Raw genomic sequence first — 25,682 nt, forward strand, 5'->3', positions numbered from 1 at the left:
TAAAACTGAAAAACTATAAATGAGAAAGTCATAAACACTCAAGGAGTTATTATAGCATGTATTATTTATTCTATAAACAACTTAAATAACATTTTCTTAGTGTTAACCAACTTAATAATCACATTATAAATGATAATGCTGTGATTTTCATCACTTATATTTTCCAATTTTGTTTTTGTACCTAGATAATAACATTTTTAATTTAATAATGGTAATAATATGCTTACTAATAGAAATTGACATTTTACCGTTTTGTTCTTAAAATGAGAAGGACCAATGTACACGGTAAAATTCATATTTACTAAAGGTTAGGTGAACAATTTGAATAAAAATTTAAAAATATTTTCCATACTAACCACAATTGGAATGATTATCGTTTTACTCCAAGGTGCTTTAGTTACGAAGACAGAATCAGGACAAGGTTGTGGTGATTCTTGGCCACTATGTCACGGACAAGTGATACCAGAGTCAATTACTACACTAGAAACGATTATTGAATATAGTCATCGCTTTGTTTCCGGTATTTTAGGAATTATGGTTATTATTCTAGCAATTTGGATGTGGAGAAAGTTACCTCACGTTCGTGAAACAAAATTTTTGGCAATTATTGCAGTTTTATTCATTATCTTCCAAGGATTGTTAGGTGCAGCCGCGGTCATGTGGGGACAATCCTCAGCAGTATTAGCTCTCCATTTTGGTTTCTCATTAGTGTCTTTTGCAAGTGTCCTATTACTAACCATCCTCGTCTTTGAGGAAGGGAAACCCTCGAGAGTAAGTGCGACTAAGATCACCACACAGTTCAGGAGCTTCATCTATTTTGTTTTCACATATTTATATATCGTTGTGTATACTGGTGCTCTAGTTCGTCATACCGACTCAAGTCTCGCTTGTGCAGGTTGGCCACTATGCAATGGGCAAATTATTCCTCCACTAAGAGGAAACATTGCAGTTCAGTTTGGGCATCGAGTTGCTGCTGCTGTGATGTTTCTAGTTATTTTAGCTTTATTAGTCCATGTATACAGACACTATAAAGAAGAAATTGCACTACGTTATACCGTACTAATCTCTTTTATACTTGTAACCATCCAAGTACTAAGTGGTGCTTATGTAGTTTTTACAGCAATGAGCTTATTTTCATCCATGCTCCACGCATTTATTATTACTTGCTTATTTGGTTCTATAAGTTATCTCTTGATGCTTGCAACTAGATCAAAGTCTTAAGAAAAGCCGCAAGCGCGCTAAAAAAAGGGACAGAGGAGTTCATACACCCTCTGTCCCTTACTATTTTATTTTCTATAATTTTATTTATTACTTATAGTCCGTAAACGTGTACATATTCTATAATCTAGTAATGCAACCTTCAATTAACTGAAATATTCCTTCATATTTTTTAATGAATTTATTTTATCTTTTAAAAGAAGCTCTAGTCCAACGATAGTAAGTGATAATGGATTGGCATAGTTTTTCTTTACTTCCCATTTTAGTTCGTCTTTACCACAAATACTATAGCTGTTCAGTTCTCTAACGTCATTTTTGATTTCCTCCAAAGCAGAAGTTTTCTGCTCTTCAGGCAATTCCATTATTCTATCAATCTTGTCTATGAATTCCAAAGAATAATTAATTTTTGTTTTTACCTGCTCATAGGTTTTCTCGTCGATTAACTTATATTTAAACTTAAAAGAATTTAAAGCTAAGGCAGAATTATAGGTTGCCCTAACAATCTCATCTCTTGTTAAAAATTCTGTTTCATAACTTAACATATATTTCCAGGACGGCTGTAAAAGTGCCTCTCGATGATCTTCAACTGTATGACAAAACTTTTTATAACCATGTAACTCGGGATTCTCAAAAGCAGGACTTGCTGGGTCAAGAAACGGTGCCAAAGGTGCTATAAAGTAAGACAATCTGGTATCTTGATTACACTTCAAGTGAATTTCTTCACAAAATTCAACATTTTTTAGAGCACTTTCATAATCCTGCCCTGGAATTCCTACCATAAAAAAGAGATCAATTTTCGAACAGTTATATTTTAGCGCTGATTTTATCGTTTCTATAACTTTCTCATTTGTGCAATTAAATTTTCCATTGGTGCGTCGCAATTCTTCATCGTGACTCTCTAAAGTAATTTCAATACTGTATTTAGGTAATGCTTTATCTAATTCACCAAAAAACTCATCACCTGCAGCATAAAAAAGTTCAAATACCAACTCATTTTTTAAGTCCCTTTGCTTGAATCGGTTCAAGAGTTCGGAAACGTATTCTTTCCCACCTTGGCGGATATCATTGAGGAGAAAAATTGGGGCTCGGCTAAACCTCTGAATAAAAACAATATCCTTTTCCAATTTTTCTGGTGAGCGCATCGCTATGTTCCTTCTATTACACATTAACTCATAAGATGTTTTTGAACCCCCACAGATCAAACAATTGAAATTACAGCCTTTTGAAGTTAACAATGCAGTGTTTGGATACTTTAACCAATCTACATAAGGGAGCGGATCTATAAAATTACGGTACTTAAATACAGAACGAATAACATATTGATAGCCAGGAATATCAAACTCATCCATATTATCAGCCACATAGGTATGAGGATTAAATATATAAGTATCATCTTTTTTCCACGTTAAATTTGGGATAATTTCGTAGTTTTCCTCACCTGTTTTTAATTGATCCATCAACTGATGGACTAGTTTTTCTGTAGAATCACCACGAAACACAAAATCAATATAAGGAGATTTAATTAATTCTTTATGAAAATACGTTGATGACAACCCGCCAAAAAAGACCGGTTTATCTGGATGGTATTTCTTCACTAACTTAGCAATTTCTATACTCCCATGAGCATGTGGCAACCAATGAAGATCTATACCGAACGCTTTTGTTTTTATTTTTTTTAGCTTTTTTTCCACGTCAAAATTCGGATTTAATAGCATTCTATTTGCAAGATTTATTATTTTTACCCGGTATCCATACCTTTCTAAATAATCAGCAATACTTGTTAATCCAATTGGATACATTTCAAAGACAGGTGAAGATGGTACTACATCACTTATTGGCCCAACTAACAATGATTTCTTACGGAAATCATAAACACTCGGTGGATGTAAAAGCACTAAATCAAATTTCAAGTAAAGCACCTCTCTTTTATCTTTATTTATCTTAGATTATTCTTCAATTTCATTTCAGACAATAGATATAAGCCAAAGTTCCTATATTGTTCATATATGTAAAAAAAAGTTAGTAGTAGCCGTTCATAAACCTTGCTTTCGTGAATATATTGAAAAAAGTTTGTTAATAATTTCACAAACTTAAATCTTTTCATTAGGCTGTTTTCGCATAGGAGTGTTTTTCAAGTAGAGTATGTTCTCAAAGATTTGGGCTTTTAAAATAGGTGGAAATGACAAGATCTATCAAGGTCTCAGAGGCATCTTTTCTAACCTACAACTTGTCTAACGGGAACAAATAACTATTTGACCAATTGATTTTTTAATAGCCCTAGTACGAAAAGAGCCTTTCATTAAAATAAATAAAGGAAGGTGCAGCTATGAATAGGCCTAAAATTGTTATTCTTGGTGGTGGGTATGGGGGATTAATTACTGCTACAACTCTGCAAAAGAAGTTAAAAAAGAGGAGGCAGAAATTATCTTAATAAATAATAAAGATTATCAGTATCTAACAACAAAATTACACGAACCCCCTGTAGGTACTTTGGATGCGGAGAAAATTAAAATTGGCATTCATGAAGTCATTAAAACAAACATCGTTACATTTAAACAAGAGAATGTTATCGGTATTGATAAGAATAATAAAAAAATCTTTTTGGAAAATGGAACCCTTAATTATGATTATTTAGTTGTAGCAATCGGTGCAGTCCCAGAGACTTTTGAAACCCCTGGGGTTAAAGAACACGCGTATTTCATATTTAATTTTGATAGTATTTACCAACTAAAGTTACAAATAGAAAGTATGTTTATGACCTATAGTTCAGAACCTGATGATCATTTATTAAGTTTTATTATTGTCGGTGGTGGTTTTACAGGTGTTGAGTTTCTATCTGAGCTAGCCTATAGTGCTCCCTATTTATCTAAAAAGTACGGTGTGCCTTTGGAGAAAATAAAGATTACTTGTGTCGAAGCGGGATCGACAATATTAAGGGAATTTGACCCTGAAATTATTAATTATTCACTTTATGTGCTAGAACAATATGGCATAAAAATTCTACAAAACCAGAAAGTTGTTAAATGCGAAAAAGACGGTGTAATTTTAAATAATTCTACTGAAAAACTGTATGGCAATACTATCGTTTGGACTGTAGGTATTAAAGGACACCACATTGCTTCAGAAGCAGGGTTCAACGTAGTAAACGGTCGAGTTAAAATTGATGAATTCTTGCAAGTACCTAACGAAGAAAATGTTTTCTTTATTGGTGATAGCAGTATTTTCACCAATGTTCATGGGAAAGAAGAGCCCCCTACTGCCCAAATAGCAATTCAACAAGGTGAACACTGCGCTAAAAACATTGTTGCCCTTATTAGGGGACAATCACTAAAACCTTTTAACTATGTTTATAGAGGAACTCTAATGTCATTAGGAAGAAAAAATGCTACTGGAATCGTCTACAATAAAAGGGTTAAAGGACGAATTGCTTCATTCCTAAAGAAAGTAACAGAATGGCGCTATTATTTGAAACTAGGTGGATTAAAATTATTTTTAAAGAAAATTTTCATTTAAATTATAGTACACAAGAAAAGCGCAAGCGCCCTGTTAAGCCCCGACTAGCAAATGTTCTTCGAGAAAAAAAGTGTGCTCTTTCACTTTTATTCTCGAAGGTTATTTGACCTCGAGGGGCTGGGCGGTGGAGCTAGACAGTTATTACGTTGAAATTTTATACATTCTTATCTTTCAAAAAAAACGAGCTGAAGAGCCCGTTTTTTTGTTTGTTACTTTTGTATCTCAATAAGTAAATCGCCTGTTTGAATTGCTTCTCCATTCTGTACGTAAACACGACTTACAACCCCATTAAAGGGTGCTTGAACTGTCGTTTCCATCTTCATTGCCTCAGTGATCATGAGATGGTCTCCTTTTTTAACTTTATCCCCATTTTCAACCAGGGTTTTCACAACAGTACCAGGCATTGTTGCTCCAATATGATTTGGATTTGCTTGATCGGCTTTCGTTTTCGCAATGACTGTTGTCTCAACGTTTTGATCTTTAATAACGATTTCCCTTGGCTGTCCATTTAATTCGAAATAAATCACTCGAGTTCCATCTTTTTGTGCTTCCCCAACCGAAACTAACTTAACAATTAACGTTTTTCCTTGTTCAATCTCAACCTCTATTTCTTCCCCTAAGCGCAAACCATATAAAAAGGTTGGCGTATCAAGAACTGATACATCACCAAACTGCTCATAAAAACGTTGATGATCTAAGTACACTTTTGGATAAATTGCATATGAAAGTAGATCGAAGTCAGTTACCTGTCTATTTAGTTTCTCAAATAGCTCTCTTTTCATTAATTCAAAATCTACTGCTGGTAAGCTTTCACCAGGTCTTCCTATTATCTCTTCTCTTCCTTTTAGAATAATTTTTTGAAGATCCTTAGGGAAACCTTGATAAGGTTGACCCAAATACCCCTGGAAAAATTCTACTACTGAATCCGGAAAGTCTAGTGTTTCTCCCCTATCAAAGACATCTGCTTCTGTTAAATTGTTTTGCACCATGAATAACGCCATATCCCCAACAATTTTTGAAGATGGAGTCACTTTAACCACATCACCAAACATGTCATTTACAGTACGGTACATTCGTTTTACTTCATCCCAACGACTTTTTAACCCGACTGCTTTCGCTTGCTGTTGCAAATTACTATATTGCCCTCCAGGCATTTCGTGTTCATACACCTCTGAATGAGGGGCCACCATGCCACTTTCAAAGCCTTGGTAAAACTTCCTCGTATCTTCCCAGAAATGACCTAGCTTCTCGATAGCTTCAATGTTCACGTTTGGTTGACGCTCACTACCCGTTAAAGCATAAATTAAACTATTTGCACTAGGTTGCGAAGTAAGTCCAGCCATTGAACCTACAGCTACATCAACGATATCTACACCAGCTTCAATTGCCTTTGCATAGGTGAAAATCCCATTTCCACTTGTATCGTGAGTATGCAAATGAATAGGAATTGAAATCGTTTCTTTTAGTGTAGATACTAACCGGTAGGCAGCTTCTGGCTTCAGCAACCCTGCCATGTCTTTAATCCCTAAAATATGGGCTCCGGATTGCTCTAACTCACTAGCTAAATCTAGATAGTATTTTAAGTCATATTTTAAACGACTATTATCTAAAATGTCTCCAGTGTAACACATGGCCGCTTCAGCTATTTTTCCGGAGTCACGAACTGCTTCTATTGATAGCGTCATTCCCGGCACCCAATTTAAGGAGTCGAAAATTCGAAATACATCAATTCCAGCATCTGCAGATTTTTGTACAAATTCTTTAATCACGTTGTCTGGGTAGTTTGTATACCCTACCGCATTAGATGAACGGAACAGCATTTGTAATAATAAATTAGGCATTTTTTTTCTTAATGTTAATAAACGTTCCCACGGGTCTTCGTGTAAAAATCTCATTGCTACATCAAAGGTTGCACCACCCCACATTTCAGATGAGAAAAGGTTTGGCAGCATTCTTGCAGTCGGTTCAGCAATTCTTTTTAGGTCATGGGTCCTTACACGTGTTGCTAATAAAGATTGGTGTGCATCGCGGAAAGTCGTATCAGTTAGTAGTACTTCTTTTTGTTCCTTTACCCATTTTGCGACCCCTTCAGCACCGTGCTTTTCTAATATTTGCTTTGTTCCACTTGGATATGGGTCAGAGAGCTTTAATTTTGGTATAACAGGTTCATCAAACACAGGTTTTTTCATTTTTTCAATGCCAGGATATCCGTTAATTGTCGTTTCCCCAATAAAAGAAAGCATCTTTGTTCCTCGGTCCTTTCTTTTTGGAAAGACGAACAATTCAGGGGTTGTATCAATAAAAGAAGTATTATATTCACCATTTAAAAACTTTTCATGTTGTACAACATTCTCTAAGAAAGCAATATTTGTTTTAATCCCACGAATTCGAAATTCACGTAAGTTTCTCAACATTTTTGAAGCTGCATCCTCAAAGGTTAAGGCCCAAGTTGATAATTTAACTAACAAAGAATCATAATATGGAGAAATTACCGAACCTTGGAAACCGTTACCTGCATCGAGCCGAACTCCAAAGCCACCCCCAGAACGATAAACCATGATTTTACCAGTATCAGGCATAAAATTATTACTTGGATCCTCTGTTGTTACTCGTGATTGAATTGCAAATCCATGGCAGATGATTTTTTCTTGAGTAGGAATACGTAGTTTTTTTCCATGAATTAATTCTCCATCAGCAATGTAAAGTTGAGCTTGAACAATATCGACCCCTGTTACCATCTCGGTAATGGTGTGCTCAACTTGTACACGCGGATTTACTTCAATAAAGTAAAAATCCCCAGAATCAGTAACTAAAAATTCAACTGTACCCGCATTAATGTAGTTTACCTTCTCCATTAACTGAACAGCTGCAAGGCAAATCTCTTCACGAACATCATCTGTTAAAGAAACACTTGGTGCAATTTCAACGACTTTTTGATGGCGACGTTGTACAGAGCAATCTCGATCATATAAATGAATAATATTCCCACTCTGGTCTCCTAAAATTTGTACTTCAATATGCTTAGGATTTTCAATAAATTTTTCAATATATACTTCGTCATTTCCAAATGCGGATTTCGCTTCAGACTTCGCTCTGGCATACGCTTCTTGAAGCTCTTCTTTTGAACGTACAATTCTCATCCCACGTCCACCACCACCAAGAGAGGCTTTAATAATAAATGGAAAACCAAATTGCTTGGCGAAAGTTTCCACAGCTTCAATTGTTTCAACCGGCCCATCACTGCCAGGGATTACGGGGAGGCCAGCTTTAATCGCTTGGGTTCTTGCCTGAACTTTATCACCAAACATATGTAGGTGTTCTGATTTAGGACCAATAAAAATGATCCCCTCTTCTTCACAGCGTCTTGCAAAGTGAATGTTTTCCGACAGAAAACCGTATCCAGGATGGATGGCGTCGACATTGTTTCGTTTTGCCAATTCTATAATTCCATCAATATCTAAATATGCATCGATCGGTTTTTTACCTTCACCAATTAAATAAGCCTCATCAGCCTTGTAACGATGATAAGCCCCTGTATCTTCCTTTGAATAGATTGCAACTGTACGGATATGTAATTCAGTGCAAGCTCGAAAAATACGAATTGCAATCTCACCGCGATTTGCTACTAATACTTTTTTAATTTTAGTCATCTTATTCATAAAATCCCTCCTTATTGACTGCAAATACAACATATAGTCCTATAAAACTAACAAACATCTGATGAACTGATGACAGGTCAGATAACTTACTTTTTATCATATCACTTTTTTCATGGAGTTAAATAACAAATTGATGAATAATTTGAATTTTTCATTTTTAATTAGTTACCTTCCATGCATTCAAAATGAGCCAACCATCGGAATGATATCTTCCCATCTTAAATGGAGTTACATTGATAATAAACATCCAAAAATTTAAAAAAGCCAACCATTGAAACCATAAAGTTAGGTACTCATCACCATAGCCAATTCCAGGTAAAATTAATAAACAAGCAACCATTCCATTTAATAAAGGACCACCTAGCGATATAATTACTTGTCTACATTTAGCCGTTTCAGCTAATTCATAACTAGTATTTCCTCCTAATGGTAAAATACGAAAGAAGAAATTCGTATTGTTACACTTAAAATTTTTAACTAAAAACCCAGTACCTATAGTAACTGTAATTTTCTTTGCATTACACCCGATCGCACAAAAAAAATGCCCTAACTCATGAAGGATTAAGGTAATTGGTAAAATTGTAAAAAAACAAATAACGATAAAGAGAAAAATCATCTTATCCCCCTACAGTTCCGATGTCATCTTTATAATTTTATTGCCTACAAAAAAAGACAACTCTATAAACAACAACCGTTTTCCCAAAGAAAAACGGTTGTTGTAGAGTCATCTTCTCAATCAAGGCCTCTTCATTGACGCTTCGTGAAGCGTTGCTAATTCGCGTTCAAGTTCAAATAACAATTGTTTTCCTAACTCTTCCTCAATTAGTTCAAGGCGAATCGCAAAATCAATTTCTCGCGACAAACCAAACATTTGTGTATCTAAAACCTCTTCATAAAGAGGGCATTGTGGCATAGTTAAGTTCGTCATTTGAACTTCAATAAGCTTTAAGATTTTATTTGCATCCGCTTTTAGAAGGGCGTACGCTTTTTCAGAATGTCCTGTTATAGCTTCTTTAGACATGTTTATTCCCTCCCATACCGAGTCGTTTCACTGTCCCTTATGTCACTATGATAGCTTTTATAGTAAAAAAATGCAATATTTTAGAAGTATTTCTATAGTAATAATAAAATATTTGTTCACATAACACTCTTAAAATATACTTAGATTATACCTGCTAGATAAGCTCTCTAAAAGCTTCATTCCCGCAACACTATTTCCTCGATCATCTAAAGCCGGTCCATAAATTCCAATTCCTAGTCCATGTGGCAATGAACCCATTATAGCTCCTGAAACTCCACTTTTTGCAGGAATTCCCACGCGAATCGCAAATTCTCCTGAAGAATTATACATCCCGCATGTAACCATAAAGGTTTTAATAATTCTTGTTATATGTAAAGGAATAACTTGTCGTCCAGTCTCAGGATTTCTACCTTCATTCGCTATTACGTAACCCAACTTTGCTAGATCTGTACAATCAACTTGAATTGCACATTGCTTCGTATATAAATCAAGAAGGTCCTCGACACTACTTTGAATAACACCATGTTGTTTCATGAAATAACATAAAGAGCGATTTAAAAATGCTGTATCTAATTCTGATTTTGCTACTCGCTCACAAAAAGTAATTTCAGAGTTAGATGTCATTTCATGGATCAAGCCTAATATCCTTCCAAGTTTTTCATCAATAGATTGGCCAATAATCATATTCGTTACAGCTAAAGCACCTGCATTTATCATCGGATTTAATGGTTTTGAGGGAATATTTGTTTCTAATTTAGCAATTGAATTAAATGGATCACCAGTTGGCTCCATTCCTACTTTTGAGAATACATAATCTTCGCCATGATCCATTAAGGCAACTGCTAACGTGATTACTTTTGATATACTTTGCAAAGTGAACTTTTCATAAATCCCTCCAGCAGCAATACAATCTCCTTTCCCTCGATATATCGCTATTGATAGTGTTTCTGGATTGGCCTCGCCTAAAGCTGGTATATAATCAGCAACAGATCCATATTTGGAATACTTTTTGGCTTCTAACACCATCTCGTTCAAATCCTCATTAAACGAAAAATCTTCCATCTCGACACACTCCTTCTCTCTTCTATAATATTAGAATAGCCAGTACCTAGCAATTCATGAAGGAAATAAAAAAGACTGTTTTCGCAAAGTTTGTTGCTTTCGAAAAAAAACTAAGATTTCACAACTTATTTAGCAAGTAGCGCTCTTTTCTTACTCAATTTATTGAGTGATATCTTCATCTAAGGAATTTTTCCAATTATTTTACGTTAAAATGCCACAATGTTTACAAAAAGAGCCTAAAAAAAAAAGACTAATCACCAATTTATGATGTTAGTCTTAGCTGGAGGTCTAAAGCGTAAAGTTTCGAACTCTTTAGATACTCAACTTTATACTCTAAACTCTGCACTGTTATAGTAGGTCAGCAGCTAATTGTGCTAAACCTGATCTCTCACCTTTTTCTAATTTCACATGACCGCTAATTTTTTCAGCTTTAAATTTTTCGACGACATAGGTAAGTCCATTATTATATTCATCTAAATACGGATGATCAATTTGTTGTGGGTCACCCATTAGAACTATTTTACTTCCTTCACCAACTCTTGTTAATATTGTTTTCACTTCATGCTTCGTTAGGTTTTGTGCTTCATCGATAATAATAAATTGCTCTGGGATACTTCTGCCCCGAATATATGTTAATGCTTCAACTTGTATTGAAGCCATACCTGCTAAGATTTGATCTAACTCCCCTGGCTTTTTCGTATTAAATAAAAACTCTAAGTTATCATAAATAGGTTGCATCCATGGTCTGAGTTTTTCTTCTTTTTCGCCCGGTAAATAACCGAGGTCTTTTCCAACAGGCACAACCGGCCTTGCTACTAATAGTTTTTTGTATTTGTGGAAATCTTCTGTTTGAAGCAATCCAGCTGCAAGTGAAAGCAGTGTTTTTCCTGTTCCTGCCTTCCCAACTAAGGTTACTAATGGAAGATCATCTCGAAGTAATAAATCAAAGGCCATCCTTTGTTGTACATTACGAGGCTTTATACCCCATACATGGTCCAAGTCCCTTATTAACGGAATAATGTCTCTACAATTAGTATCTACTTTTCCTATTGCAGAAGCTGAGCTTCCTAATTCATCTTTTAAGATTACAAACTGGTTAGGATATAATCTCTGGTAATTTTTTAATTCTTTAATTGAAATCTTCTGATCCTTGTAGAACTTATTTAAAACTTCGACACTAACAAGTACCTCAAGATATCCTGAATAAATATGATCAGAAGTAATGACCCTATCACTTAAAAAGTCTTCTGCTTGAATTCCAATAGCATCGGCTTTTACGCGCATGAGGGCATCTTTTGAGACTAAGATGACTCGCCTTCCATTTTCCTTAATTTTCTCTTCTAATAATAAATTCAAAGCGACTGCGATAATACGATTGTCATTGCTTTTTTCGTCAAACATATCCTTCATCTTTTCAAAAGAACGATGGTTCAATTCTACTCGTAGTTGACCACCATTTTCTAATAATACTTTCTCGTGTAACTTCCCTTTTTCTCGGAATTGATCCATTATTTTTGCAACCTGTCTTGCATTTCGACCTATCTCGTCCATATAACGCTTTTTGGAGTCAACTTCTTCCAATACAATTGCAGGAATTACTACTTCATTTTCTTCAAATGCAAAAATTGCCAATGGATCTTGCAGTAATACGTTCGTATCTAAGACGTAGATTTTATTCAACGTCACGCCTCCTTGACTAAGTGAATTGGGAATGGTGTCTTTCTATTAAGTTATGCACTGAAAATAAAAATGAGATAGCGTGGCCTAAATTTTAGCAAAAACATTTTTACAAGGGGCTAAATAGTTCTTTTCGTATCGCTCTTTTCTAATAAATTGTTGCTATTAGCTTTTAGGTCGTAACCAAGCGAATGCATGGCTCAAAGTTTACGAAAACAGCCTTTCGTAGTGTTTTCTTCATTCAAATTAAAAACATGTGTCGTTTTTACTTAACCAAGCGAATTTCATTATAACCTTAACCAAGTATATCAATCTAAATGTAGTTGAGAATGGTTTCAGCGCTACTACAATTAGGACTTAGTAGCGAAAAATAATGAATTATGAAATTCATTAAATCGTAGCTCCCAGAAAAATATTTTGTTCTATAAAGTAAAAAAACAGAAAAGAAGCCCCAAAGACCTTGTTTTCCAGGCCAATACTAGCTACCTAATGATGATGTGAGAATAGATTTTAAACCATTGGTGAGAAATGAATTTACTATAAATGTATGTACAACCGAATAAAGATAGACGAAGAAACGAACAATAATTATAAATATTTACTTTGAAAGGATTGAATGATTATGAAACCTATTCAAATTTGTATATACGTATTTGCTATCTCACTTTTATTTGCTTGCCAGCCGAACACAGCTGAAGACACTGAACAAGGAACTCAAAGATCCTTAGACATTGCCGAGCAAGCAAAAGATCCCCGTGAGAAAGAAACAAAAACAGCAGAAGAAGTCGCTGAACATCTAGTACACCTTACAGAGAGAGTTCCAAATGTCAATAGCGCCACTGCAATTGTTATAGGAGATTTAGCCGTTGTCGGAATTGATGTAAAAGCAGATTTGACTCGTTCTGATGTTGGTGTCGTAAAATACGAGGTAGCCGAAACTTTGAGTAACGACCCCCATGGGGCATATGCTTTCATCACAGCCGATCCTGATATAAATTCCAGGCTCAAAGAAATGAGAAAAGATATTAATGCAGGACACCCTATTTCTGGGATCATGAATGAGTTAGCGGGAATTGTTGGGCGGCTTATTCCGGTAATACCTGGAGCAGAGCATCGAAAGTCAGAACCAGAACCAACTGATGCTAATAAAGAAAAGTTAAGTGAGGGGCAAAACAGCGAACTTAAAAATATTCAAGAGAAGCAAGGAAAGAGAAATATGGAAGATGAGAAATTAGGTGGGCACCCCGAGGAGGATGGCACTGAAAGAGAAAAGAGACAGCAACTTCGAAATGAGCATGGTGAGTAGAGAAACCATTTAGTAAGAGTGTATTTAATTAATAGCCGAAAATACTAATCAAATTCATAAAAAAAGCTTAGTCAAATGACTAAGCTTTTTTCATAGCAGTCATTACCTGGTTATCAAGCTTCTCGGCTGCTTCCTTATCATATGTTTTTTCGTATTGTGGCTCTACAGAAATTTTTGAACCATAAAACATGACATCACGCACTTCTTTTATTTGAATTTCTACAAGAGCTAATTTCAAAGGAACTTCATCCATTTTTTCCACTTTTACATTAGCTGTTCCACTAATCGAATATGTAGATTCATTTCCAATGATGTTTAAGACAACTAGTGCGTTTTGGTTAATGTTTTGGATAATTCGCGAACGATTATCTACTGCAAAGTAAATTTTATCCTTCGTAGGAGCTAAAACCCAAGAGATTGCACTTACGTTAGGACCTTTAGTTTCATAATCTACAGTTGCAATTGTAACAAACCGTTCTTTTTGAAGGATTTGAAATAACTCATCTGTTAATACCGCTTCTACTTGATTTGCCAAAGAAATAACCTCCTATAATTGTTTTTTGAAAACACAATAAATGCAAACCTCTTATGTTTTCTCAATTAGATATAAAGCAAATTTATGCTACAGTTATACTATACCTTTTTTTACCTAATGTTAAAACCATAACGGCTTGAAATGTTGCAGTATATACTCTTCTTTTCCAAATCGGCTCTTTTCGTAACGCTTTTTTCGTAAACATTGTGTTTTTATACACTAATTTTAAACAAATAGTCCCTATTTGTGTGTTTACATCCATCACAAGTTAGAAAAGATGCATCTGAGACTTGATATATCTTGTCATTACTAGCTAATTAAAAACAACAATCTTTGAGAAAACAGCCTTTCTAAAAGATATTTGCTATTAGCTTTTAGTTCGTAACCAAGCAAATGCTTAGTTCTTCACGCTTTGCGTGAAGCTTTTGAGAATAAATAAGCTTCTTGGGACAAATTAATTTTTCCCAATGGCTTATTTATTCTCAAAAGACGATCTAAAAGCAACATATGAGAAAACAACCTTACAGAAAAATGAAGTCTTCCATAAAAGACCTTCTCTCTAAAGATCAAATAGTGCCAAGAAAATTGATGAGGTACTTGTTTTGATGACTCCCACTTCACAATAGATGTTATTTCAACTATAATGCATGTATGGACTAGCTGCCACTGAAAGTAATGAGGTGAGAAGATTGAGAGTAAAATGTGTAATTTGTGATAAAATTGAATCGATTGAAAATGAGTCATTTTTAGCAAAACGTTTAAGAAACAGACCGATACATACGTATACATGTCAAACATGTCATGATCGCATTACTGAGCGGACAAAAGAAAGACTAGCGACAGGAAAATTCCGTATTAATAAACCAGAACAAAATGAGGATGATTGGTAAGCAGTTAGAGTGTAAAGTGGTGTAAGTAAGGCTTTGAAAAAAAAAGAAAGCTGACTAATCGGATTTAACCGATTAATCAGCTTTTTTTCTACCTCTCAAAAATCAATACACTTAACTGTTAACTACTTTTTCACGTTTCTCCTTATAAAGACGATATTTATAAGCACCTAATACAAAAGTGGCAATTAACAATGATTCCACAACAGGAAGTCTAAGTGCCAAAATTGTTGTAAATATCGATCCAAAGAGTAGCGCAATGTAGACAATTGCTGTTTTTAAAATTGGAAGCTTCCTTGCAAATCCTAAATTAAATACAATCACGGTTAGGACAACTACAATTAAATAGAGCATCGTAAATGCAAAGAAAAATTGTTCAGGATTTCCAGCGCCTAGTGCTTCAGCTAAAGATGAAAAGTTTGGCGTAACAATCTTCTCTTCAGTACTACCCATACTAAGTCCTCCTTCGTGCAAATATTAGCCTTGAGTTGCTATCTTCTTTTTCTTCTCAATACGCTCTCGCTCGTTTTTGTCTAAGATTTTCTTTCTTAAACGAATTGATGTAGGTGTAATTTCACACAATTCATCATCATTTAGGTATTCTAATGACTCTTCTAATGTCATTATTTTAGGCTTTTTCATAGTTACTGTTTGATCTTTATTAGCAGATCGCATATTTGTCATTTGCTTAACCTTAGTAATATTAACGGTTATATCATTTTCACGAGTATGTTCGCCAACAATCATACCTTCATATACTTCAGCACCTGGGTCTACGAAGATAATCCCACGGTCCTCAACTTGCATGATCCCGTACTGACTTGCTTTTCCATTTTCCATTGACACTAGAACACCTTGACGCCTTCCACCAACTCGTCCAGTGAGCATTGGTTGATAGCTATCAAAGGTATGATTAATAATTCCATAACCTCTTGTTTGTGTCATAAACTCTGTTGTATAGCCAATCAAACCACGAGCTGGGACTAAAAATTCCAAGCGGACTTGACCATTTCCGTTATTGACCATATTTAGCATTTCACCTTTACGCTCACCAACAGATTCCATGATTGTACCTGTAAACTCTTCTGGAACATCAATCATCACACGTTCAACTGGTTCAGATCGAACACCATCGATTTCTTTAACAATAACTTCAGGTTTTGACACTTGTAGCTCAAATCCTTCACGTCTCATGTTCTCAATTAAAATTGATAAATGAAGCTCACCACGTCCTGACACAACCCAAGCATCAGGTGAATCCGTGTTCTCTACGCGTAGACTTACATCTGTTTCAAGTTGAGCACGAAGTCGTTCTTCGATTTTTCTACTTGTAACAAATTTACCTTCGCGACCAGCAAACGGACTATTGTTTACTGAGAATGTCATTTGTAAGGTAGGCTCATCAATTCTTAAGATAGGAAGTGGCTCTTGCTTATCTAGTGGACAAACTGTTTCACCAACATTAATCTCTTCCATACCAGAGATCGCAATAATGTCACCAGAAATAGCTTTTTGAATCTCGACACGTTTTAAACCTAAGAAACCAAATAGCTTTGTCACGCGAAATTGCTTTACAGAGCCATCAAGCTTCATTAAAGCAACTGGTTGTCCAACTTCAATACTTCCACGGAAAACACGACCAATACCAACTCTTCCCAGGTAATCGTTGTAATCTAACATCGTTACTTGGAATTGAAGACCTTCATCACTATTATCAATTGGAGCCGGAATGTTTTCAATGATCATCGAAAATAAATCATTCATATTTTCTTGTTGGTTTGCTGGATCTGGATCAACACTTGCAGTACCGTTAATTGCAGAAGCATAAATTACTGGGAATTCTAATTGCTCTTCGTCAGCACCTAAGTCAATTAATAAATCAACCACTTCGTCTACAACTTCTAAAGGTCTAGCTGATGGCTTATCGATTTTATTTACGACAACAATCGGCTTTAAACTTTGTTCTAAAGCCTTTTTTAATACGAAACGGGTTTGTGGCATACAACCTTCGTATGAATCTACAACAAGTAAAACCCCATCAACCATTTTCATAATCCGTTCAACTTCGCCACCAAAGTCAGCATGTCCAGGAGTATCTAAGATATTTATTCTTGTTTCGCCGTACTGAATTGCCGTATTTTTTGCTAAGATTGTAATACCTCTTTCTTTTTCGATGGCATTAGAATCCATAGCTCTTTCTTCTACATGTTCATTTGTTCGAAACGTCCCAGACTGGTGTAACAACTGATCAACAAGAGTTGTTTTTCCATGGTCAACGTGAGCAATAATTGCGATGTTTCGAATATTTTCTCGTTGCTTCATCTATGTGTCTCTCCTTAATATATGAATGTTTTTTACCGAATTTCTTTACAACTGCTCTATTATAGCACAAATTTCTAAAAGGAATACTATTTTTAAACTTCGTATTGTTTGCAAGCGTTTCCAATAATAACTGATTTAAAACAGTTTAAATTTTTTAAGAAACCTTGTACACTTAAGTGAGGAGGGATTTACGTGAAAAAAGAACAGTTCATTTTTTTAATTTTAGCAATTGTAACTACCTTTTCTATTGTTGGGATCGGTATTTCTATTTCTTTAAGAAGTATCCTTGTTTTTAGTTTATCCATTTTGTTGACAACCATTTGCTGTGGTATTGGATTCACTTTACGAAAAAAAAGAGCTAATCAAGCCTAATCACTATGAATAGCTGTATTGACAATACAGAATGGATTTAAACATCCTTTTGATTTTCGACAAAAAATGAGGAAGAAGACAAATTCCCATTTGTTAGCTGCCTTAATTAGCAGGTTTAATCCTTTTAAAAAAAGTCTTTTCGTAACTTAGCTGTTTTAAAAGTATACCTAGAAGAATGAGCCATATAAACAAATTCATTTGTCTATTGGCTCATTCTTCTTCTCAATGGGTTTACTCAAAGTGTGGAACACCAAGCATTCGCTAGCTACGACCTAAAAAACTCCTAGCAAACATTTTAAGCGAAACCAACCTAATTAAAATAGTGATTTTGTAATTGCTCGTACAAGCCTTCTTTAGCAACACAAATCGTACTAGGTTTTAATAAATTTAGGTCTGCTCCTTCTAATGTAGTCACTCTTGCTCCAACTTCTTTAATAATAATTGCACCTGCAGCAAAGTCCCATGGCGATAAATTCAGACTAATATACGCATCGGTACGATTGGCTGCGACTGAAGCCATTTCTATCGCTGCAGCCCCATACGCACGGGTGCCACGACAATCTCGAATAAGTGGTATTAAACGTTCATCCTTAATAATCCAACCTGAATTTACTGCAATCAGTGCTTCTTTTACATCCGCTTTCTTTAATTTAGGTAATTTTCGCCCATTAAGAAAAGCACCCTCACCTTTTATAGCTGTATACAGCTCGTCAGCCATCACATCGTAAATAATTCCTACCATCCCTACTCCATTTTCATAAATACCAACAGAAATAGCAAAATGACGTTGTTGATGGACAAAATTTGTTGTACCATCAATAGGGTCAATAATCCAAACAATCCCATTAAGATCTTTTAGATCTTTTCCAGTTCCTTCTTCACCTAAGATTAAATGGGTTGAAAATTCTCTCGTTATCTCCTCAGTAAAAAAAGCTTCAATTCTCCTATCCATTTCTGTAACCAAATCATTTGGATTCGACTTATACTCAACGATTCGCTTTTCTTTTAGTGAGTCTCTTATTAAACGAGCAGCTTCTTTGACTAAACTTTGTGCTCTATTTGCTATGGAATGCCAATCATGGTTACTCATTACCTAACTCCTTTTGTTTGTTCTATTGTTTTTTATTATGACATAAACCAAGATCATTTATAAAGGAATCAGCCCCAACCAAACGCTAATCATTTTTCAAAACCTTTTTTTATCTTTGGTTTTCTTTTTTGAACCCCTTTTCTAAAAGATTGTTGCTATTAGCTTTTAGGTCGTAACCAAGCGCATGCTTGGTTACGACCTAAAAGCCACAAAGTTTACGAAAACAGCCTTTTTGAAAGAGTAGTTTCGTTAGGATATTTTTGATATCCAGAAAAAGGATGACATGCTAGGCATTGCCAAGCGTGTCACCCTTAAAGAATTAGAACATATTTAAACTTCTAGTCGAACTAGCTCTTGACGAAATTTTTCAAGTTTCTTTTTACAATTAGCTATCAATCCATAATCTTTGGCAACCATTGCATCGTGTAGAGTTGCCAACTCATAATCGATTTCCAATCGCAGAACAGCAATTCTTTTTTCACCATCTGTTTTCTTAAAGGTCTGAATAACTTGTTCCATGGTAACCTACACTCCTTTTTTATTAGTATTCATATCCCTAAATTAGTAACTATGAAATTCATAATTCGTTATTTCCACTACTAGGTTCTAAATGTAGTTGCGTGCTACAGTTCGATTTATATAGCTCAGTTAAGGGAATTATGAAATTCATTTATTTAGAAAGAATTGAGGAGACAAGAGTTTACGGAATTTTCTGATATTTAATCTTTATTTATTATAACATATGAAAGTGTCCATTAGAATGTTTCTTGATTTTCATTTTTCTTCGAGAAGTATTGAGACCATTTCTAACAAATTAGATCAATAAATATCTTATTAATCAACTTTCCACGTATTTATAAAAATGAAACTAGGCATAAGCCTTTTTACACCTTCTATTCAATAACGAGACTCTTTCATTTGATTTAATCATTTAAAATTGCAGTAATAGAAATACTTATATGATGCTATCTAAATGATATATTTTGACGGCTATGGTAAAATGGTGTCAAATTATTACTGAGAGGATTTGATTTATATGTTTTCAGGATTTACAAAAAATGATTTTGATACATTTACAATTGATGGGTTAGATGAACGCATGGCCGCTATTAAAGGACGAATTCAGCCAAAGTTTAAGGAAATTGGAGACACTTTATGTGATGATCTTTCCGCAGTTAGTGGCAATGAGATGTTTTTACATATCGCAAAACACGCACGAAGAACTGTAAATCCACCGAAAGATACTTGGCTTGCCATTTGCCATGATAAACGTGGCTATAAAAAACACCCTCATTTTCAAGTTGGATTGTTTGATGACCATGTCTTCATATGGTTTGCGTTAATTTATGAGGCGCCTAACAAAAACCACATTGCGGAAGCTTTTTTGAGTAATTTAGACGAGGTTTATGAAACAATTCCTAAAGACTTCGTGATTTCACAAGATCATATGAAAAAAGCAGCAAGTAAGGTGTCCGAGATTAACAAATCCGACTTAGAAAATATGCTGATAAGATTTCGCGATGTAAAGAAAGCTGAGTTTCTTGTTGGACGTCATATCCAAGAAAATGATCCAATTTTGACTAATGGCTATCAATTTACGCAATTTGCTCGAACAACAATGGAATCCTTAATGCCATTATATAAAATGTCGTTTTAACTAAGAAAAGCGCAAGGCGCCCGCCTATCGGCGACAAGCAAATGTTCTGTCAGATTAAAAGTGCGCTTTTCACTTTTATATCTGGCAGGTTATTTGACCTCGAGCCAAGAACATCCCTGAGGCAGCTCCATTGTACCTTTGCGACGAGTACCCGCAGGAGCAGATGGCGCCTGAAGCTAGACACCAAGTACTAAAAACGCATATGCTTTCTTATCTTTTAAGAAAAGCGCAAGCGCCCATTTAAGCCCCGTCATGCAAATGTTCTTCGAGAAAAAAGTGTGCTCTTTCACTTTTAAAGTGGGAAAAAGTGAAAGAGCACACTTTTTCCTAGGTTATTTGACCTCGAGGTGCTACCATATTTTTGATTTTGCTTTGAAAGTTCACTTTCCTTTATCTTATAATGATACTACAACCTATTTACATAATTTATCGACGAAAGTGAACTTTCTTTGGGGCTGTTTGGTGGAGCTAGACAGTTATTACCATGTAATTTTGTAAATTCTTATCTTTAAATAAAAAAATTAAGCTTTGGTATCAACCAAGCTTAATTTTTTTACTTACAGCATCCTTATTTAATGCTTCCTTAACAACATTGTAGCAAATATAGTTAGATTCTTTTTCAAATTCCTTAAAAAGCTGCTTTTCCTCACTTTTACTTGGGACAATAGTTTTAAAGTCTTTGTATAATCTTAGAAATTCTTCTCTCTCAACTCCATTTTCATAAGCTTTCTCGACACCGTGGAAAAATTGAACGACCGCTATTACCTCTTCTTTTGTCCAATCGAGTGAAATTGGAATATTAAAATTCATTCTGTTGTTTCCTCCCTAGATGTTTACACTAAAACAATTCTTGTTCAAAATAGGCTGTTTTCTCATAGAATATACTAAAAAATAGCTAATAATAACATGATATATCAAGGGCTCGGGGCATCTTTTCTAACAAAAGAAGGTATTGAATGAATTCCATGAAGCCTCAATGGTTACAAAAAGAGCCTTTAATTAAGATGAGTTTCCTTTTATATCGTTCTAAAGTATTAATTATTACATTAACTTATAGATTTCTCCAAATACAAGCTTAACGTTCTATTTGGTTCCATCTTTTCTGAATACCTTTTACTTCTACCATCATTCTTTGAAATAACTCGTCGACTGATGGTATATCATTAATTAAACCGATTACCTGTCCAGCCCAACCAAAACCTTCACTTTCAATACCTTGATATATATATTTTTTATTTGCTTCACCACTTATATACGTTTTTAAATCTTCATAGGTTGCTCCATTTTGTTCAAGAGAGAGAATTTGATCTGTCCAACTATTCTTCAATGCCCGAGCAGGAGCACCTAAGCTCCTTTTAATAACTACAGTATCATTTTCGGTCAACTGAACAAGCTTTTGTTTATAGTCTTCATGGGCATGAATACACTCTTTCGTTGCGACAAAACGAGTCCCCATCTCAATTCCTTCCGCACCTAAAGCAAGCGCAGCCATCAAACCTCTACCATCACCAATACCACCTGAAGCAATGACAGGAATCGTTACCGCATCAACAACTTGTGGAATTAAGACTAGTGTACTCGTATCGTTTCTCCCTAAATGTCCGCCACCCTCTTGACCGACAACCATAACTGCATCCGCACCTAATTCTTCCGCTTTGACCGCTTGCCTTTTTGCAGCTACTAACACAATCTTCTTTATGTTATGCCCACGCAATTGTTCAAAAATAGGAGCCGGGTTTCCACCAGTCATTGAAACAACAGGAACCTCCTCCTCAATGGCAACTTTTACCATGTTTTCAAATGGTCTACCGTGTTGACCAATTGCAAAGTTTACACCAAATGGATTTGACGTTTTTTCTTTCACCTTACGAATTTCCGCTCTAAGTTCCTCTGGTGACGCTAATGACATTGCAGTAATTTGTCCCAGTCCTCCAGCATTTGATACTGCAGCAGCTAAATCAGAATAGGCTAAGTAGGCTAGACCTCCCTGAATAATTGGATACTTTGTTTTTAAAAGCTGAGTTACTCTTGTTTGCAATTTTACTCCCCCATTTCACTAGTTCTTTAACCATCGGTATAACTATACAAATATTTCACTAATATTTTCTATGAAAACGTAGAAAACTCCTTTTAAAAGGAATTATTCATTTTTTACTTTGAATTTTTATGCTTATTTGATATACTCATTTTTGTTTTGAAGAATTTAATAAAACTAGCTTTTAAAAAAGTATATTAGAACGGCCCGTTTAATTACCGACGTTAAAATATATAATTTTCGTTATGAGGTGAATTGACAATTATGTCCCAAGAAAAAACTCCATTATTTACCGGATTAATCGAACATGCAAAAAAAAATCCGGTTCAGTTTCATATTCCAGGTCATAAAAAAGGAACGGGAATGGATCCTGAGTTTCGTAACTTTATAGGAGAAAATGCTTTATCAATTGATTTGATTAACATTGGTCCACTTGATGATTTACATCATCCACACGGAATGATCAAAGAGGCTCAACATTTAGCTGCAGAAGCGTTTGGAGCAGATCATACATTCTTTTCTGTTCAGGGTACAAGCGGCGCCATCATGACGATGATCATGAGTGTCTGCGGTCCTGGAGATAAAATCATCGTTCCTAGAAACGTCCATAAATCAATTATGTCGGCGATTATCTTTTCTGGAGCAATACCAATTTTTATTCATCCAGTCATTGACCCCAATTTAGGGATTAGCCACGGAATTACACTAGAGGCAGTTGAAAAAGCGTTAAAAGCGCATCCTGACGCTAAAGGGGTATTAGTTATCAACCCAACTTATTTTGGGATTTCGGCTAATTTAGAAAAAATTGTAGAATTAGCTCACAGTCATGGAGTTCCTGTCCTTGTTGATGAGGCTCATGGAGTTCATATACATTTTCATGACGAATTGCCGATGTCTGCTATGCAAGCTGGTGCAGATATGGCAGCTACAAGTGTTCATAAGCTTGGTGGATCAATGACCCAAAGCTCTGTCTTAAATGTCAAAGGAAACTTAGTTTCCCCAAAGCGAGTACAGTCAATTATTAGCATGTTAACAACAACATCTACTTCTTATTTACTATTAGCTTCGCTTGACGTTGCTAGAAAACAATTAGCAACAAAAGGATACGATCTAATTGATCGCACAATAAAATTGGCAAATGAAACAAGACAAAAGATTAATAATATTGAAGGCCTTTACTGTGTGGGTCCAGAAATCCTTGGAACAAAAGCAACGTTTGACTTTGACCCAACTAAAATGATTATTTCTGTTAGAAGTTTGGGGATTACCGGATATGACGTAGAAGTTTGGCTAAGAGAAAATTACAATATAGAAGTTGAATTATCAGATCTTTACAACATTCTTTGTATCGTTTCAATTGGTGATAATACTGAAACCACTGGAATCCTAATTGAAGCGTTAAGTGAGTTAGCTGCTAAGTTTCTAGGTGGAAAACAAGTTGAAGAAAAGAAGTTTATATCTGTTCATGTTCCTGACATTCCAACATTAGGCTTATTACCTAGAGATGCCTTTTATTCTGAAACAGAAGTAATTCCGTTTAAAGAATCTGCTGGAAGAATAATAGCCGAGTTTGTCATGGTTTATCCTCCTGGAATACCTATTTTTATCCCTGGTGAGATTATCACTGAAGATAATATTGAGTATATTCAAGAAAATATTGACGTCGGATTACCAGTTCAAGGCCCTGAAGACGAAACATTTAAAAACATTCGGGTCATTAAAGAACACAAAGCAATTATTTAATGTGACATACTATTTAAAGACTCACAGGCTACTGTGAGTTTTTTAGTACTATTACGCTTTTTCAGCGTTCTTTTGGAACATTAACCTGTAATCGTCAAAAATTACAAACCTCTCGTGGCATGGTGCCTGGAACTAGACATTAATTACAAACACCGGTATGCTTTCTTGCCATAAAAAAAAGGGTAGACAAGTTTTATTGTCTACCCTGGCTATATATTAATTAGATTATTTTTTGCACTGTTGGTTTTTATTACAATCATTACAGCATGTTCCATATAATGTAGATACCTTCTCAGCCTCAAAATGCTCGATTACTTTCCCACAAGTTTGACAAACGATAACACCCATTCAATTCACTCCTTTTAGTTTTTGAAAGCGCTTCAACGTCCTTATATTAATAATAATATGTCACATTAGTTCTGTCAACAACAAATTGTATAACACATTTAGTCTAAAAGAAAAAAGAAGCCAAACATTTTTGGCTTCTTCAAACATCTACATTTAGTATTGTGATTCAAAACTCATAGTTGGTAATTTACGAGCAAAAAACAAAGCAAGATCCTGCGCTTCTTTATCGCAATTAATTTGAAATACTTTCTTTACATGCTCCCAATTTTCCGCTTCCTCAGAACAAATTAATGTGGAACGCCCAGTTTGCATGCAGACAACAAGAGGCTTTCCAAAGAACATATTTGTGTAAATAATTCCGAAATCATATCGTGCATTTTCAGTAGTAAACCCAATAAACTGTACCTTAACATCTTCTTGCTCGTCATAAAGTCTTTCAAACAGGTTCATTAGCGACGCCTCCTTTTTAAAAGTATTCTGAATTTTATTATAACTAAAATAATTATAATAGTCAAACATTTGTTTTAAAGGAAAAAAACAACACTGAGATCATAAAACCTAACAAAAATGGGAAAATACTCATAGCTGGCACATGAAATGCCCTATAAAAATTTAAGAGCATAAAATTCAATTATCAATTAACGCTAAGTATTATCAATTGACGTATTGTTGTATTGTTTACTCCGTATTTCAATAAATCTAGAAATTTCCTCAAGAAAAATGATATCCTCTTCGGTAACTATATATTGGGCCTCTTCACATTCAACAAAAAGGATCCCATTTAACTGATGACCATTATAAAAGGGCGCATAGGCCATCGTTTTATTATTTTGATTATGTATAGTAACTTTACCCCTAATACTACAAATGCTAAACATCCCTTCACCATATTTAACGATCTTTTTCTCTGAAATATTACCGAACCCAAATAAATAACTAAAGAAACCATCTTGACAGATATATATAGCAACACCAAAGTTTTTTGTGAGATGACCGCCAATTGTATTGATAACGCCTAAATATAAATCAGGAAGTGTAGAAACTCGTTCGGCAATCATCCCTACTTCAAGTCTTAGTTCATCAAGTTTATCTGACTTTTCATTCACCAGAAATCCCTCCAAAAATAAAACTAATTTCAAATGCTAGAAGTTATTTTACACTCTAAAATACATGAGTTATTACAGCGTTTTAAGACATTTTTTAAATGTTATAAAGATAGAATCTTCATGATAATATC

23 protein-coding genes are annotated in these 25,682 nt (G+C 34.9%); 7 read left to right on the top strand and 16 right to left on the bottom strand.

Annotated features, from left to right (window positions below; translation table 11 throughout):
• Positions 1 to 312 precede the first annotated feature (312 nt).
• On the top strand, positions 313 to 1,221 hold the full coding sequence (locus H1D32_RS16315; RefSeq protein WP_314733430.1) for a COX15/CtaA family protein: 909 nt from the start codon (positions 313 to 315) through the stop codon (positions 1,219 to 1,221).
• Positions 1,222 to 1,364: 143 nt separating this feature from the next.
• Here the strand turns inward: H1D32_RS16315 and H1D32_RS16320 are convergent, their stop codons facing one another.
• Positions 1,365 to 3,128 (bottom strand): TIGR04190 family B12-binding domain/radical SAM domain protein, encoded by a 1,764-nt coding sequence (locus H1D32_RS16320; protein ID WP_261179340.1) that lies wholly within the window; start codon positions 3,126 to 3,128, stop codon positions 1,365 to 1,367.
• A 520-nt stretch (positions 3,129 to 3,648) separates the two neighbouring features.
• Here H1D32_RS16320 and H1D32_RS16325 point away from each other — a divergent pair.
• A complete protein-coding gene (locus H1D32_RS16325) occupies positions 3,649 to 4,731 on the top strand; it encodes an NAD(P)/FAD-dependent oxidoreductase (protein ID WP_261179388.1) in 1,083 nt (360 codons plus the stop codon).
• Between the two features lie 209 nt (positions 4,732 to 4,940).
• Here H1D32_RS16325 and pyc read toward each other — a convergent pair whose 3' ends face one another.
• The 5 genes from pyc to H1D32_RS16350 all read right to left on the bottom strand — a co-directional run bounded on the left by pyc (position 4,941) and on the right by H1D32_RS16350 (position 12,153).
• Positions 4,941 to 8,390 (bottom strand): pyruvate carboxylase, encoded by a 3,450-nt coding sequence (gene pyc, locus H1D32_RS16330; RefSeq protein WP_261179341.1) that lies wholly within the window; start codon positions 8,388 to 8,390, stop codon positions 4,941 to 4,943.
• A 157-nt stretch (positions 8,391 to 8,547) separates the two neighbouring features.
• Positions 8,548 to 9,006 (bottom strand): site-2 protease family protein, encoded by a 459-nt coding sequence (locus H1D32_RS16335; protein WP_261179342.1) that lies wholly within the window; start codon positions 9,004 to 9,006, stop codon positions 8,548 to 8,550.
• A gap of 120 nt (positions 9,007 to 9,126) precedes the next feature.
• The gene (locus H1D32_RS16340; RefSeq protein WP_261179343.1) at positions 9,127 to 9,411 is read right to left on the bottom strand and encodes an Fpa/YlaN family protein; all 285 of its coding nucleotides are present in this window, start codon (positions 9,409 to 9,411) and stop codon (positions 9,127 to 9,129) included.
• A 129-nt stretch (positions 9,412 to 9,540) separates the two neighbouring features.
• Entirely contained in the window at positions 9,541 to 10,473 is a 933-nt protein-coding gene (gene glsA / locus H1D32_RS16345) for a glutaminase A (RefSeq protein ID WP_261179344.1), read from the bottom strand.
• 348 nt (positions 10,474 to 10,821) lie between these two features.
• Positions 10,822 to 12,153, bottom strand: a complete 1,332-nt coding sequence (locus tag H1D32_RS16350) for a PhoH family protein (RefSeq protein WP_261179345.1) — start codon at positions 12,151 to 12,153, stop codon at positions 10,822 to 10,824.
• Positions 12,154 to 12,772: 619 nt separating this feature from the next.
• On the opposite strand from H1D32_RS16350, the gene H1D32_RS16355 reads away from it, so the two are divergent.
• Positions 12,773 to 13,456: a YhcN/YlaJ family sporulation lipoprotein gene (locus H1D32_RS16355; RefSeq protein ID WP_261179346.1), complete on the top strand. Its 684-nt coding sequence runs from the start codon at positions 12,773 to 12,775 to the stop codon at positions 13,454 to 13,456.
• Positions 13,457 to 13,535: 79 nt separating this feature from the next.
• Here the strand turns inward: H1D32_RS16355 and H1D32_RS16360 are convergent, their stop codons facing one another.
• Positions 13,536 to 13,991 carry a pyridoxamine 5'-phosphate oxidase family protein gene (locus H1D32_RS16360; protein WP_261179347.1) on the bottom strand — a complete coding sequence of 152 codons (456 nt, stop codon included), beginning with the start codon at positions 13,989 to 13,991 and terminating at the stop codon, positions 13,536 to 13,538.
• A gap of 689 nt (positions 13,992 to 14,680) precedes the next feature.
• Between H1D32_RS16360 and H1D32_RS16365 the strand changes: the two genes are divergently transcribed.
• Complete coding sequence (locus H1D32_RS16365; protein ID WP_261179348.1) at positions 14,681 to 14,881, top strand: YlaI family protein; 201 nt, start codon at positions 14,681 to 14,683, stop codon at positions 14,879 to 14,881.
• Between the two features lie 111 nt (positions 14,882 to 14,992).
• Here the strand turns inward: H1D32_RS16365 and H1D32_RS16370 are convergent, their stop codons facing one another.
• Together H1D32_RS16370 and typA are read right to left on the bottom strand one after the other, a co-directional pair.
• Complete coding sequence (locus tag H1D32_RS16370) at positions 14,993 to 15,331, bottom strand: YlaH-like family protein (protein ID WP_261179349.1); 339 nt, start codon at positions 15,329 to 15,331, stop codon at positions 14,993 to 14,995.
• Between the two features lie 24 nt (positions 15,332 to 15,355).
• Positions 15,356 to 17,200: a translational GTPase TypA gene (typA, locus tag H1D32_RS16375; RefSeq protein WP_261179350.1), complete on the bottom strand. Its 1,845-nt coding sequence runs from the start codon at positions 17,198 to 17,200 to the stop codon at positions 15,356 to 15,358.
• Between the two features lie 192 nt (positions 17,201 to 17,392).
• On the opposite strand from typA, the gene H1D32_RS16380 reads away from it, so the two are divergent.
• Positions 17,393 to 17,572: a YlaF family protein gene (locus tag H1D32_RS16380; RefSeq protein ID WP_261179351.1), complete on the top strand. Its 180-nt coding sequence runs from the start codon at positions 17,393 to 17,395 to the stop codon at positions 17,570 to 17,572.
• 310 nt (positions 17,573 to 17,882) lie between these two features.
• Here H1D32_RS16380 and H1D32_RS16385 read toward each other — a convergent pair whose 3' ends face one another.
• The gene (locus tag H1D32_RS16385) at positions 17,883 to 18,662 is read right to left on the bottom strand and encodes an inositol monophosphatase family protein (protein WP_261179352.1); all 780 of its coding nucleotides are present in this window, start codon (positions 18,660 to 18,662) and stop codon (positions 17,883 to 17,885) included.
• Between the two features lie 330 nt (positions 18,663 to 18,992).
• Positions 18,993 to 19,181: a hypothetical protein gene (locus H1D32_RS16390; protein ID WP_261179353.1), complete on the bottom strand. Its 189-nt coding sequence runs from the start codon at positions 19,179 to 19,181 to the stop codon at positions 18,993 to 18,995.
• A 517-nt stretch (positions 19,182 to 19,698) separates the two neighbouring features.
• Here H1D32_RS16390 and H1D32_RS16395 point away from each other — a divergent pair.
• Positions 19,699 to 20,319 carry a YktB family protein gene (locus H1D32_RS16395; protein ID WP_261179354.1) on the top strand — a complete coding sequence of 207 codons (621 nt, stop codon included), beginning with the start codon at positions 19,699 to 19,701 and terminating at the stop codon, positions 20,317 to 20,319.
• Between the two features lie 534 nt (positions 20,320 to 20,853).
• Here H1D32_RS16395 and H1D32_RS16400 read toward each other — a convergent pair.
• Positions 20,854 to 21,129: a UPF0223 family protein gene (locus H1D32_RS16400; RefSeq protein WP_261179355.1), complete on the bottom strand. Its 276-nt coding sequence runs from the start codon at positions 21,127 to 21,129 to the stop codon at positions 20,854 to 20,856.
• Between the two features lie 265 nt (positions 21,130 to 21,394).
• The gene (locus H1D32_RS16405) at positions 21,395 to 22,357 is read right to left on the bottom strand and encodes an NAD(P)H-dependent flavin oxidoreductase (protein ID WP_261179356.1); all 963 of its coding nucleotides are present in this window, start codon (positions 22,355 to 22,357) and stop codon (positions 21,395 to 21,397) included.
• Between the two features lie 261 nt (positions 22,358 to 22,618).
• On the opposite strand from H1D32_RS16405, the gene H1D32_RS16410 reads away from it, so the two are divergent.
• A complete protein-coding gene (locus H1D32_RS16410) occupies positions 22,619 to 24,097 on the top strand; it encodes an aminotransferase class I/II-fold pyridoxal phosphate-dependent enzyme (RefSeq protein ID WP_261179357.1) in 1,479 nt (492 codons plus the stop codon).
• 225 nt (positions 24,098 to 24,322) lie between these two features.
• Here H1D32_RS16410 and H1D32_RS16415 read toward each other — a convergent pair whose 3' ends face one another.
• The 3 genes from H1D32_RS16415 to H1D32_RS16425 all read right to left on the bottom strand — a co-directional run bounded on the left by H1D32_RS16415 (position 24,323) and on the right by H1D32_RS16425 (position 25,551).
• Positions 24,323 to 24,445 carry a GapA-binding peptide SR1P gene (locus tag H1D32_RS16415; RefSeq protein WP_261179358.1) on the bottom strand — a complete coding sequence of 41 codons (123 nt, stop codon included), beginning with the start codon at positions 24,443 to 24,445 and terminating at the stop codon, positions 24,323 to 24,325.
• Positions 24,446 to 24,598: 153 nt separating this feature from the next.
• Positions 24,599 to 24,889: a DUF3055 domain-containing protein gene (locus H1D32_RS16420; protein ID WP_261179389.1), complete on the bottom strand. Its 291-nt coding sequence runs from the start codon at positions 24,887 to 24,889 to the stop codon at positions 24,599 to 24,601.
• Positions 24,890 to 25,089: 200 nt separating this feature from the next.
• Entirely contained in the window at positions 25,090 to 25,551 is a 462-nt protein-coding gene (locus H1D32_RS16425; protein ID WP_261179359.1) for a hypothetical protein, read from the bottom strand.
• Positions 25,552 to 25,682: the final 131 nt, after the last annotated feature.

The organism is Anaerobacillus sp. CMMVII, from assembly GCF_025377685.1.
In the GTDB taxonomy this organism is placed as follows: domain Bacteria; phylum Bacillota; class Bacilli; order Bacillales; family Anaerobacillaceae; genus Anaerobacillus.